The organism is Empedobacter sedimenti, assembly GCF_030005555.1.
Classification (GTDB): domain Bacteria; phylum Bacteroidota; class Bacteroidia; order Flavobacteriales; family Weeksellaceae; genus Empedobacter; species Empedobacter sedimenti.
In genome coordinates this window covers 145,594-159,270 of sequence record NZ_JASCQG010000005.1, presented here as the reverse complement: position 1 = coordinate 159,270, position 13,677 = coordinate 145,594, and the positions used below count along the sequence as shown (strand labels likewise).

Annotated in this window: 10 protein-coding genes; 6 read left to right on the top strand and 4 right to left on the bottom strand. The window is 32.0% G+C overall.

The features are described from left to right. Position 1 precedes the first annotated feature (1 nt). Positions 2–514 (top strand): hypothetical protein, encoded by a 513-nt coding sequence (locus QHG34_RS07065; RefSeq protein ID WP_282629503.1) that lies wholly within the window; start codon positions 2–4, stop codon positions 512–514. Between the two features lie 166 nt (positions 515–680). On the opposite strand, the gene aceA is transcribed toward QHG34_RS07065, so the two are convergent. Beyond that, positions 681–1,958: an isocitrate lyase gene (aceA, locus tag QHG34_RS07060; RefSeq protein ID WP_407080903.1), complete on the bottom strand. Its 1,278-nt coding sequence runs from the start codon at positions 1,956–1,958 to the stop codon at positions 681–683. Between the two features lie 62 nt (positions 1,959–2,020). Continuing rightward, a complete protein-coding gene (aceB, locus tag QHG34_RS07055) occupies positions 2,021–3,604 on the bottom strand; it encodes a malate synthase A (protein ID WP_282629502.1) in 1,584 nt (527 codons plus the stop codon). Between the two features lie 117 nt (positions 3,605–3,721). On the opposite strand from aceB, the gene QHG34_RS07050 reads away from it, so the two are divergent. Continuing rightward, entirely contained in the window at positions 3,722–5,209 is a 1,488-nt protein-coding gene (locus tag QHG34_RS07050) for a helix-turn-helix domain-containing protein (RefSeq protein WP_282629501.1), read from the top strand. Positions 5,210–5,253: 44 nt separating this feature from the next. Here the strand turns inward: QHG34_RS07050 and QHG34_RS07045 are convergent, their stop codons facing one another. Then, a complete protein-coding gene (locus tag QHG34_RS07045) occupies positions 5,254–5,964 on the bottom strand; it encodes an RsmE family RNA methyltransferase (RefSeq protein WP_282629500.1) in 711 nt (236 codons plus the stop codon). After that, on the bottom strand, positions 5,964–6,983 hold the full coding sequence (gene tsaD / locus QHG34_RS07040; RefSeq protein WP_282629499.1) for a tRNA (adenosine(37)-N6)-threonylcarbamoyltransferase complex transferase subunit TsaD: 1,020 nt from the start codon (positions 6,981–6,983) through the stop codon (positions 5,964–5,966). The genes QHG34_RS07045 and tsaD overlap by 1 nt, the downstream gene beginning before the upstream one ends. Before the next feature lie 63 nt (positions 6,984–7,046). On the opposite strand from tsaD, the gene QHG34_RS07035 reads away from it, so the two are divergent. From QHG34_RS07035 to QHG34_RS07020, 4 genes are all read left to right on the top strand, one after another. Continuing rightward, positions 7,047–11,642: a translocation/assembly module TamB domain-containing protein gene (locus QHG34_RS07035; RefSeq protein WP_282629498.1), complete on the top strand. Its 4,596-nt coding sequence runs from the start codon at positions 7,047–7,049 to the stop codon at positions 11,640–11,642. Positions 11,643–11,854: 212 nt separating this feature from the next. Then, entirely contained in the window at positions 11,855–12,325 is a 471-nt protein-coding gene (locus QHG34_RS07030) for an Lrp/AsnC family transcriptional regulator (RefSeq protein ID WP_038336320.1), read from the top strand. A 30-nt stretch (positions 12,326–12,355) separates the two neighbouring features. Beyond that, positions 12,356–13,057, top strand: coding sequence for an NUDIX hydrolase (locus QHG34_RS07025; protein WP_282629497.1), 702 nt, complete (start codon positions 12,356–12,358; stop codon positions 13,055–13,057). Positions 13,058–13,066: 9 nt separating this feature from the next. After that, on the top strand, positions 13,067–13,555 hold the full coding sequence (locus QHG34_RS07020) for a hypothetical protein (RefSeq protein ID WP_282629496.1): 489 nt from the start codon (positions 13,067–13,069) through the stop codon (positions 13,553–13,555). The last annotated feature ends 122 nt before the right edge of the window (positions 13,556–13,677 follow it).

Below are 13,677 nucleotides of genomic sequence, written 5' to 3'. Positions count from 1 at the left end.
GATGAATAAAATACTATTTACTTCATTACTTTCTACCTTACTATTTACAAATGTTAATGCTCAAATGATTATTGCGGAAGACAATAATTATCCTACAGGAATGGTAACAGAGTCGTCTTTGTTACAATTTGAAGAAGGGCGTTCGAGAGGAATTATTCTTCCAGCAAACGATAAAGCACCTCAAAATCCCGCAAACGGAACTTTTATATTTGATATGAGTGATATAAAAGTAAAAATGTACGAAAACGGACAATGGATTAATTTGACGGATAGAGGTGGTTATCCTATTAGTTACAATGATTATGATATTGGAGAAGGAGTAATTATTGGAGCTGAAAGTTCTACAGCAGAAGGGGTTTTGATATTAGAATCTACTGATAAAGCTCTTGTTTTACCTCGTGTTAATGATTTGACTATAGATGTAATCAATCCATATCCAGGTATGATGTGTTACGATATGGCATCTAAAACAGTTGCTATTTTTGATGGAATACAATGGAGTTATTGGAACTAATTTTTTGAACAAAAATCTAAATCTATATTATTAATTAAACCATATTAAATCCGGAGAAAGAAATTTCTTCGGATTTTTTATCGATTTGAAAAATCTGTTCAATAAACTGAATAAAATGAAAAAAGGACGTAGTTGCGGTACGTCCTTTTTAATTGAAAAGTATGTATTAGAATTGTGCGGCTTCCGTACTTTCAGCCATAGCCGTAGTAGACGAAATGCCTTGTTGCACGGTGTTTTGTACGTAATCAAAATATTGTGTTCCTACAAAAGATTGGTGTTTTACAGCTGCAAACCCTTCTTCTTGTAACGCAAATTCTCTTTCTTGTAATTCAGAATATCCTGCCATTCCTTTTGCTTTATATGCTCTCGATAGCTCGAACATAGAAGTATTCATCGCATGGAAACCAGCTAAAGTAATGAATTGGAATTTGTACCCCATTTCAGCTAAATCTTCGCGAAATGTTTCCATTTGCGCTTCTGTTAAATGTTTTGCCCAATTAAATGAAGGCGAACAATTATAAGCTAACATTTGGTTTGGGTATTTTTCTCTGATGGCTTGTGCAAACTCTCTTGCCATTCCCAAATCTGGATTAGATGTTTCCATCCAAATTAAATCTGCATATGGTGCATAGCTTAAAGCACGATCAATTCCTTGTTCTAAACCATTTCTTACGTTATAAAAACCTTCAGAAGTTCTACTTCCTTCAATAATAAAACGTTGATCTCTTTCGTCAATATCCGAAGTGATTAAATTCGCTGCTTCTGCATCAGTTCTAGCAACTAATAGAGTTGGAACACCACAAACATCTGCTGCTAAACGAGCTGCAACTAATTTGTTAATCGCTTCTTGTGTCGGAACTAAAACTTTTCCGCCAAGATGACCACATTTTTTGGCTGATGATAATTGATCTTCGAAATGAACGCCAGCAGCACCAGCTTCTATCATTTGTTTCATCAATTCGTAAGCATTCAGATTTCCTCCGAAACCAGCTTCTGCATCTGCAACTATCGGAACCATATAATCAATGTTTCCTTGATCAGTTACAGATTGTATTTCATCTCGACGACGCAATGCATTGTTGATACGTTTAACGACCATCGGAACAGAATTAGCTGGATAAAGCGATTGATCTGGATACATTTCTGCCGAAAGATTAGCGTCTGCAGCAACTTGCCATCCCGAAAGATAAATTGCATTTAACCCTGCCTGAACTTCTTGTATGGCTTGGTTTCCGTTTAAAGCGCCAAGTCCAGCCATAAACGGTTTAGAGTTTAGCCCATCCCATAATTTCTTAGCACCTAAAGTCGCTAAAGTGTAATCGATGTCCAAAGAACCTCTTAGTCGAATAACATCTTCTGCCGAATAAGGACGAATTACGTCTTTCCAACGTGGATTAGTTGCCCAATCCTGCTGAATTTTTAGAATTCTTTCTTGATTGCTCATAATTGTAATTTTGTGTTTTGTTGTGTATGTGTGTTGTGTGTTTCCTGGGTTATAGTGTGCTTTTAGATATACTTATAGGCTTCTAATGTTAAAAATTCTGTAAATTTGTGAGATAGAACCAATTCGTCAAAAATCTTGATCGCTAAATCAAATTTTCCGTTCGTATAGTTTTCTTCACCTATTAATTCTCTTATTTTTTGAACCTCTTCGGCTCTTATTTTTTTGTATTTATCGATGTTAAATTCACATCCATCTTCTAATTTGATTTGTTGATGCAACCATTGCCAAACTTGCGTACGAGAGATTTCAGCAGTAGCAGCATCTTCCATTAAGTTGTACAATGCAGCAGCGCCACGACCTGATAACCAACTTTCGATGTACAAGATTCCGACATTTATATTGTCTCTAATACCGTGTTCTGTTACGGTTCCTTTTGGTAATTCTAACAAAGTTTCTGCTGTTGTCACTACATCTTCTCGTTTATTCGAAATTTGATTGGCTTGAGGCATATATTCATTAAAAACATTTAAGGCAACTTCTACTAATGCAGGATGCGCTACCCATGTTCCGTCATGTCCATTCTTTACTTCGCGTAGTTTATCATTCTTCACTTTATCAAATGCAGCTTTATTTGCTTCATCATCATTTTTGATCGGAATTTGAGCTGCCATTCCTCCAATTGCATGTATATTTCGCTTGTGACAACGCTGAATTACAGCTTGCGAATATGCAGACATAAATGGAGAAGTCATCGTTACTTGCGAACGATCTGGAACGATAAAGTTGGGATGTTTTTTGAATTTTTTGATGTAAGAAAAGATATAATCCCAACGACCACAATTTAGTCCTGCAATATGTTCTTTTAATGCATAAATAATTTCATCTAATTGAAATGATGCTGTAATCGTTTCAATCAAAACAGTCGCTTTGATTTTTCCTTGTTTAATGTCTAAGTAATCTTGTGCAAAGACAAAAACATCATTCCACCACTGCGCTTCTGAGTGATGTTCTAATTTAGGAAGATAGAAATAAGGCCCACTTTGCTTGGTAAGTAACGTGTGTGCATTATGGAAAAAATATAAACCAAAGTCAAATAGTGAGCCTGATATTTCTTGCTTGTTGATTACAACATGTTTTTCATTAAGGTGCAGTCCTCTTGGTCTTACCAATAATACTGCAGTGTTATTATTTAATTGATACGTCTTTTCTTTAGATTCTAAAGAAATTGTACCATTTACTGCGTCTCGTAAATTTTGTTGTCCCTGAAGATTGTTATCCCATGTAGGAGAATTACTATCTTCAAAATCGGCCATAAAAGTTTTCGCGCCAGAATTTAAGGCGTTGATAACCATTTTACGATCAACTGGACCAGTTATTTCAACTCGTCTGTCTTGTAAATCAGTTGGAATAGGAGCTGCTGTCCAATCACTATTTCTGATTTCTTTTGTTTCTGAAAGAAAAGAAGGAAAATTTCCTAAATCAAAAAAGATTTGTCTTTCTCTTCGTTCAGCTAAAAGTTCCAAACGTCTATCGTTGAAATTTTTGTGCAAAGCAACAATAAAATCGATTGCTTCTTTCGTCAAAATGTCCGGATAACTATCCAGCACATTGTGCGATAATTTTAATTCACTTGTAATAGTATCCATTTTTTGTGTTTTTGTTGTAATTTTGGTTTTGGTTATTCGAGCGGAATTTTACTTCCAGCGAACGTTCGCTAAATTATAAAAATTCGTTTAGATTTACCAAATATTTTTGAAAAAATTATGCAAGAAGAATATATTAAACTAATTTTTGGACTAAAATTGAAGCAAGTTAGAACTTCTAAAGATTTGTCTTTGTTTAAGTTATCTAAATTAACAGGGCTTTCAAAATCTTATCTCAATGAGATTGAAAAAGGAAAGAAATATCCAAAAACTGATAAGATTGTTTTGCTTGCAGAAGCATTGGAAATACCTTATGATGAGATTGTTTCGTTGAAATTAGATAAAAATTTGGCTCCTGTTGCAGAAATTTTACAATCAAATTTGTTGCAAGAAATTCCGTTAGAATTGTTTGGAATTGAAGAAAGAGATTTAATTGAGATTATTTCGAATGCGCCAATGAAGGTCAATGCATTTATTTCGACGCTGATTGAAATTGGAAATAATTATAATTTAACTAAAGAGAGTTTTTATTTGGCGTCATTGCGATCTTTTCAAGAAGCAAATGATAATTATTTCCCTGAAATTGAAAAATCAGCCAAAAGTTTTTTACAAGAATATTTAGTTGATTCGGATTATTCTGTCACAAATGAAGCGATGGAAGAAATCTTGAAAGAAGAATATAATTATTCGATAATTTACGAAGATTTCAATACATTAGGAGGAAAGGATTTGGCAAAACTTCGTTCCATTTATATCAAAGAAAAGCATTTGCTATACATAAATTCGATTTCAGATAAAGATCAGAAACGTTTTATTTTAGCCAAAGAGTTAGGTTATAATTATCTTGAATTAAAGGAGCGTTTGTATACATTTTCTTGGGCAAGTTTTGAAAATTTTGATCAGTTATTGAATAATTTCTATGCATCATATTTTGCAGGAGCATTATTGTTACCAGAAGCAAAATTATTGAAAGATATGCAAGATTTATTTGCTGTTGAACATCATGATCTATCTAAATTTCAAGAAATTTTAGGAAAATATACCGAATCTCCTGAAACAGTTTATCAACGTATGACGAATTTGTTACCAAAACATTTTAATATTCGTGATTTATTTTTCTTGCGATTGTCTACAAAAGTTGGCTCAAATTCTTATAAATTGACAAAAGAATTACATCTTAATCAACAGCAATCGCCACAAGCAAATGAAACGGATGAACATTATTGTCGTCGTTGGGTTTCGTTAAATGTTTTGAAGGAATTGGAAAATCAACCTGATGATCACCACGAAATTTCAGCTCAAATTTCGTTGTATCCGTTTAATAATAACCAAAAATATTATGTAATATCTTCTGCGACAAAAGATCCGTTTAACCCTAATTATTTGCGAAGTGTAACAATTGGTGTTTTATACAAATCTGCTCAACGAAAAGTTAAATTTATGAATGATTCTTCGATTCCTGTGCGTGAAGTTGCTGTGACGTGTGAAAATTGTGGAATGGAAAATTGTGCAGAAAGAGCTGCAGAACCAATTCGTTTTGAGAAAAATATTCGTTCAAAGCGATTAAATGTAACGATTAATGAGTTTATAAAAGCTCAGAGTGTATAAAATAAAAAGTCAATCCATTTGGATTGACTTTTTAATATTTTTAATTAGTGTTTTAAATCCCAATCTACAGCAAAAACCGCTTGAAGCGCAGCTGTTTCTGTACGAAAACGTTGATGACCAAGACTTATTCCTGCAAAATTATGTTCTTCAGCAGCGAAGATTTCATCACGAGAAAAATCGCCTTCAGGTCCAATCATAATCAATATTTTTTGAGGATTCTCTGAAAGTACATAGCGTAAAGGAGTTCGTTCGATATCTGCCTCACAATGTGCAATACATTTTGTAAAACCATCAAAATCAGATTTAATAAAATCATTGAATTTCGTTAAATCATTAATTTTTGGTAAATAAGCTTTTAAAGATTGTTTGGTTGCGGATTGAACAATTTTTTCAATTCGTTCGATCTTAATGTTTTTTCGTTCCGAATGAAAAGTCTGCAAAAAAGTAATCTCATCAATTCCAATTTCTGTTGCTTTTTCTAAGAAAAATTCTAAACGTTCCATTGTTTTTGTTGGCGCAATCGCAAGGTGTAAATAGTAATTTTTTTTCTCAAAATCAGTTTTCAAATTAATGATATTTCCTTCAACTACTTTTTTAGAAATTGAATTGATTTCTACTTCAGCTAAATTTCCTTTTCCATCTGTTACATGTACAATATCACCTTCATTTCCTCGCAAAACTTTTGCAAAATGATGACTTTCTTCTTCGCTTAAAATAGCAATATTATCGTGTATTTCTCCAAAAAATAACTTCATTAAATATGGTATTTCGCCACAGATTTCGCTGTGATTTCTGTAAATATTTCGTGATCAAATTTTAAACTTCCAACCATTGCTATCATCGCAGCGTTGTCTGTTGTGTATGCAAATTTCGGAATGTAAGTTTTCCAACCAAATTCAGTTTCTCCGTCTTTTAAGCGTTGACGAATTTCAGAATTTGCAGAAACTCCACCTGCAATGGCTATTTGCTTAATTCCAGTTTCTTCTGTTGCCTTTTTTACTTTATCCATCAAAATATTCACGATAGAACGCTGAATAGAAGCGCATAAATCATCAATATTTTCTTCGATAAAGTTAGGATTAGCTTTGACTTCTTTTTGAATAAAATATAAAATTGATGTTTTGAAACCGCTAAAACTAAAATTTAAACCATCGACTTTTGGTTTAGCAAATTTAAATTTTGTTGGATCACCAATTTTTGATTTTTGGTCGATAATTGGACCTGCAGGATAAGGTAAATTTAAAATTTTACCAGCTTTATCAAAAGCTTCACCAGCAGCATCATCAATCGTTTCTCCTAAAATTTCCATCTCAAAATAACTGTTAATTTTAACAATTTGTGTATGTCCACCACTCACGGTTAAGCATAAAAATGGAAAGGTAGGTTTTTCATCGTTGGCATCTTCAATAAAATTTGCCAAAATATGTGCTTGCATGTGGTTAACTTCAATCAAAGGGATATCTAATGATTGACTGAAAGACTTTGCAAAACTTCCACCAACCAAAAGTGATCCCATCAAACCTGGTCCACGTGTATACGCTATTGCTTTTAGTTCTTCTTTTGTGATATCAGCCTGTTTAAGGGCTTGATCTACGACGGGAACAATATTTTGTTGATGTGCTCTCGAAGCTAATTCTGGTACTACGCCACCATATAACTCGTGAATTTTTTGGCTTGCTACAACATTAGAAATGATTTGATTTCCTTCAATAATTGCTGCTCCAGTATCGTCACAAGAGGATTCTATGGCTAAAATGTAGTTTTTAACGCTCATAATTCCTTGTAGAATAAAATTTATAACCTATTTTTACACTGCAAATATCGTAAATTTAAACCATTGAAAATAGTCAGAAGAATAGGAAGAATTTTTTTGCCACTCATCATATTTGTTTTAACGTTAGTTTTAGCAATAGCTGTGGCAATCCAAATTCCTGCTGTTCAGACCAAAATAGCTCATTTCGCACTCGAAAAATTAAACAAATCTCTCAATACAAAAATTAATGTAAAATCTGTTAATATTGATTTTTTTGGGAATATTTACTTCTATGGAGTTAGCATAAAAGATGATCATAATTATGATTTTATGAAATCTAGCGAAATGGAAACTACGATAGATTTGTGGTCGTTACTGCCTGGAATTAAAAAAGATCATATTGATTTGAGCCAAGTAAAATTGACTCAGCCTGAAATTAGAGTGATTACTTATAAAGGAGATTCGATTTCTAATTTTATCAAATTTGTTAATGGGTTCAGTTCAGATAAACCAAAAGATCCAAAAAAGATTTTCAAACTTGATGGGAATTTTATTTTAGAAGATGGTAAAGTTTCAATTGTCAACCAAAATTCTGGAAATGTTTGGTTTGATTCGAAACAACTTAATATGACCGTGAAAAACTTTAAGTTAGTTGATTCGGATATCACGGCTAATTTAGAGAATTTTTGCTTTGTTGCGACAAGAAATAAAGAAATTTATAACGTTCAGAATTTTACAGGTAAAGTTCATTATTCAAAAAAAGAAATACGTGTTGGGAATCTAAATCTTCGTACAGACACGTCTGTTTTGAACGGAAATCTGCTGTTGAGCTATGATGAACCATCAGATATGTCCGATTTTGAGAATAAAGTTCGTTGGGATGTTTTCTTTGATCGAGGCTCTAAAATTAATTTCAAAGAGATTAGATATTTTACACCATTATTTGATAAAAATTCTTCGGTTGATGTATACGGAAAAGTTGAAGGAACGCTAAATAATCTGACTTTCTCTGATTTTGAATTAAAAGGAGAAGATAATTATGTTGGTGCTTCGCGTTTACAATTGCAAGATGTTTTACATGGGGCTTCTTTACGTTTTTCTACAAAAAATGTCAAGATAAACACATCTTATCAAAGGGTTACAAAATTGCTTCCGAGTTTTGTGTCTAAAAAGATTCCGAATATGTTAATTCGTTTCGGAAACTTAAATTATCGTGGTGATTTATCGCTTAATCCAAATGAAATTATGGCGAATGGTTATGCGGTTTCCGGTTTGGGTGATGCAGATATTCGTGCGCAAATCAGAAATTATAAAAATCCGAAAGCATTAATTTACAAAGGAACGTTAGATGCGAAAAATCTTAGTTTAAGACAGTTAACACAAGCAAAAGACTTGGGTTATGTAAGCGGTAAATTTAGATTTGATGGACGTGGAACTGATCTTAAAAATATTAATTTAAATCTTGATGGATCGCTACGTTACATCGATTTGATGGGGAAACGTTATCAAAATATTACGGTTGATGGTTTAGTGAAAAACTACCAATTTGATGGACTTTTTGATATTAAAGATCCAAATCTAAATGCGAAATTAAATGGTAAAATTAATTTTAGTGGAAAACCTTATGTCTTTGATTTTAAGTCAAATCTAAATCATGTAAATTTAGATTTTCTAGGTTTAACAAAAAATCTGAATGCCGTAGTCCGTGGTGATGTTACAGGAGATTTTAGATTAACAAATATTGATGATTTGAATGGAAATATTGATGTTAAAAATCTTTATTTCAGATCTAAAAAAGATACATTACAGCTTGATCATGTTATACTAAATTCGCAAATTAATGGTTCACACAAGTTAATGACGATTGATGTGCCAGAGTACATGAAAGCTACACTTGATGGACGTTTTAAAATCACTGAGATAGGAAATGTAGTAAACAATGCCTTGGTAAATTTAGTTCCATCTTTCCGTTATAAAAAGGTTTCTCCTAACCAGTCTTTTGCGTTTGATGTTTATGTTCAACAAAATTTATTAAAATATATTGACCCTTCTATTCAGATTGAACCTGATACGCATATCAAAGGTTTTATAGATGGTTCAAAAAATCAATTGCAAGCAGATTTACAAACGCCAGGTATAAAATATGCAGGTATTCAACTGTTTCAGTCTGATGTAAATTTGAATACAATTGCTGAGGTTCCGACGCTTAATGCAAGAATTGATAGTTTAAAAGTGAGTGGTGTAACATTAAATGCGCTGAATATTAATTCGGTTCCGAAAAATGATACATTAGTTTTAACGACTGATTTTAATATTGGACGAAAAAATCCTATTTTATTTAATCTAAATTTATTCCACACGCTTCAAAATAAAAATGATTTGATTTTTGGATTTTCACCATCAACAGTGATGATTGATTCTACAAAATGGACAATTAATCACTTAAATGATGCAAATTCTAATCGAATGATTTTTAATCGAATTAATAAATCATTGAAAGTCGAAGATTTTTCTTTAGAATCTGAAGATCAATACTTAAAAGTAAGTGGTTTATTTACAAACAAAGAAGACTTTAATTTCAATGCTGATTTTAAAGATTTGCATCTGGAGAAAATTATTCCGAAAACATTGCTAAATAACCTTAAAATTGTCGGAGTTGCTAATGGTAAAGTAGATGTGGTTCGTACAAAAGAAAAACTTGAACCTACTTTACAAGCTAAAATTGATAGTCTGGGGTTAAATGATTTCGAGTTAGGAAATTTAACCCTAGAAGGTGGATATAATGTAGCTGATAAAACATTTAATTTTGATGCGAGCTTACAGAAAGAGCAAATACAATCTATGGTTGCTTATGGTAATATTATCAATAAACCAACAGGACCAGAGGTGGATGTTGATGCTAACTTTGATGAGTTTCATGTCGATTTCTTAGAAGGATTCTTGAAGTCAGTATTCTCTAACATGAGAGGAACGCTATCTGGTGATGTTAAGTTGAAAGGACCTGTAATGCAGCCAGATATTACCGGAACTTTGATGGCTAAAGATCTTGGATTGAAAGTTAATTTCCTTGGAACTGATTATCTTTTTGAAGGTGAAAACGAATTATTTGTAACCAAACAAGGTACAGGTCAAGGTATGATTATGCTAAATGATGTTAATTTTAAAGACACAGCATATAATACAAAAGGTAAAGTAGATGGAGCCATTCTTTTCCGTAGCTTAAGTAAATGGGGTCTCAACTTACAATTTGATGCAGATAATTTATTGGTGATGAATACCTCGATGAAAGATAATGAATTATTCTACGGTAAAATATTTGCTAAAGGCGACGTATCAATGTTAGGACCGGTAGAAGGATTGGAGATTGCTGGAGATGCTACTGTTGTAGGTAATTCTGAGTTGACAATTAACACAGGAAGTACGACGATTGAGGCTGAAAATAATTTGGTGCGATTTGTTCCTGATCAACATTTGGATGATAAAAATAAATCGAAGGATGCACGAGCACCGAAAGGAATGGCAATCGATTTAACAATTAATGCTTATCCAAATGCAATGGTTAACTTAATATTTGATGCCAGAACAAATGATAAAGCATCTGCTCGTGGTACTGCAGAAAATTTAAGATTCTTGATGAATAATTCAGGATTGAGTTTAACAGGAGTGTACAATATTGACAGAGGAACATACGAGTTTAGACAATTTCCTTTAATCCCGAAAGATTTTAAAGTGAAAAAAGGTTCGTCTGTTCAGTTTTCTGGAAACCCACTTGATGCAACCCTTAATATTGCGGCAGAGTATCAAAAATCAGTTTCAAATGTAGGAGATTATTTAGGAATTGGGTATTCTCAGATTTATGATGCTATTTTATCGATTAACATTTCAGAAACCTTGAAAAAACCTATTATCGATTTTGGTCTTACTATTCCAAATGCAGGGTCAGATATTAATTCACAGTTGCAATCCAAATTTAGATCGAATACAGAAGAACAAATGCTACAATTTAGTTATATTTTATTGACAGGTAAGTTTGGCGATGCTTCTGCAGTTCAGTCTGGTGTTACGAGTACAGCTGCAGATATTGGACTTTCTACCATTGCTGGTATGTTATCTTCTATTGCCAATAATGTAGATGTGCAATTAGAATATGTAGGAGGTAGTGCGCAATCTAATACAAATGATAAAATTAGAACTTCGGTTTCATATCGAATTAACAATCGATTAAGTATGCGAGGTTCTTATGGTATTGCAGTAACTAATAGTAGTACGGTACAAGAAAACTTTGATGGTAATTTTGATTTAACTTATGATATTTCTAAATTAAATAATGGGTCTTTATTGCTACGAGCTTTTACAAAGCCAACTACATTTGGATTACAGCCAGGTATGTCGAGTAATCTAAATCAGAGTTTTGGTGTAGGTATTCAGTATAATAAAAACTTTGACAACTTCAGAGAGTTTTTAGGCTTAGAACAACGTGTCAAAAAAGAGAAAAATTCGATTTCAACTTTAGGTAATAATACGAAAGATACGATTCCGGTGTATAAAGTTCCGAAACAAGAAGAAAAAAGAATTGATTCTATTCGTCATAATCTGAAAGATTCTACAAAGGTTAGTTATCAAAAACCAACTACAATTAAGCCAAAACCAAGTCGTCGTGGACTAGTGAAAATCAAATAAATAAAAAAGAGTTTATTGTGGTTAGACAATAAACTCGCGCAAACAAACAAAAGTGATTAGTTCTTTCTTTTTTGAACTATTATTTTAACAAAAGTAAAATATTAAATAAATCATTAAAAAATATTTTGAAGATTATGACTATTATTTATAATTTTGCTAAAAATTAATTAGATTTTTTATTAAAATAATAATAATAGTCAAAAACAAAGAAAATGAATTACATAATTGATGATGTTGATAAGAAGATCTTGATGTATTTGATTGACAATACAAGAATGCCGTTTACAGAAATTGCTAAAAAGATGAATGTTTCTGCTGGTACAATTCACGTACGTGTCAAAAAATTAGAGGAAGCGGGAATCATCAAGGGAACTACTTTGATTACGGATTACGATAAAATGGGATACCAATTTGTAGCGTATGTAGGTTTATTGTTAACTAAAACCAATAAAACACAAAAAGTTATTGATGAGTTGTATAAAATTCCTAACGTAACTGTTGTACATGTAGTTTCAGGTAAATATAATATTTTCTGTAAAATTAGAGCAAGAGACACTTCTGATGCTAAAGATGTAATCTACAAAATTGATCAAATTGATGATGTTTTAAGAACAGAATCTATGATCTCTCTAGAAGAATCTTTTAATGACAAGAATAGATTAATGCATTCTATTTTTCATTAAGAAATACCATATTTTTTAATCATCCACAAAATGACTGAAGAAGAAAAAGCTAAATATTTTCAGGTCGCTCTCTGTTCAAGTCTTGTACTTTTCGGATTTGATGGGGAAGAACTAAAGGTATTAGTTTATAAAAAATTAAATGACCCTTATAAAAATGCCTTGGTTTTGCCAGGGAAATACATTGCACCAACTGTAAGTAATGATCAAGCAATTCACGAGTTGTTGATCGAAAAAATTGCTTATGATGAACATCAAACGTACATCGAGCAGTTAAAAGCTTTTACAAAAGTGTTTCGTAATCCATTAGGACGTGTAGTTAATGTTGCTTATTACGCATTGGTAAAATTAACTCCACAAATGATAGAAAAAGTAAAATCGCAGGGAGGAGAATGGTACCCTTATGATCGTATTCCGGATTTAGCTTTCGATCATAACGAGATTGTGCAATATGCGAAAGAACGTGTAAAGCGTCGTGTAAAGCGTCGCCCAGTAGGGTTTAATTTACTTGGAGACGAATTTACAATTGCGCAATTACAAAGTTTGTATGAAAAAGCATTGAACAGAGAATTAGATAAACGTAATTTTAGAAAGAAAATCTTCAATTCGAATTTAATTATTGAAACTGGTAATACAACAGATCCTAAACAGTATCGTAAAGTGTCTAAGCTGTATCGTTTTGATGAAGAAAAATATGAGAAATTGAGTTTGAAAGGCTATGATTTTCTTTTTTAAAACTAGAAAATGATGACAAATCAAGTAAATACAAATAACGATAAAGAAAGAGAGGATATCTTTGATTCAGATGTTTTAATGTCAGACAATACAAAGTCAAACGATTTGAAACATGAATCAAATAATAAATCATTTTTATTCAAATCAATGATTTTTATAATGATTTTCCTGATTTTAAGTATTTTATATAGAGGGTATCAATTGTTAGTGACAAATGATTATTTATTTCGTCAAATGTTAAACAATGATGCACCAGAAATGCCAAAATGGTATCCAATTACAACACTTATTTTAGGTGTAGTATCTTTAGTAGGAATCTTTTTAGTTAATTCTTATAAAAGAATCGGTGTTTACATGGTTGTAGCCTCGTTGTTTATTGCATCAGCAATGCAACCAGAATTTATGGCAGATGGAACGCTTTTTACCATGTTTACATTATTTGTTTTCATTGGTTATGGATTAGCAATTATTTATCCATATTGGTATAAGTTTAAGTAAATTATTGAGTTAATATAGAACTTAGAATAGGATTTGATTATATCAAATCCTATTTTTTTTATTAAAATAATAGAACAAAACTTATTTAGATTGAGGTTATTAAAGTCATTGAGCTTTTAAAT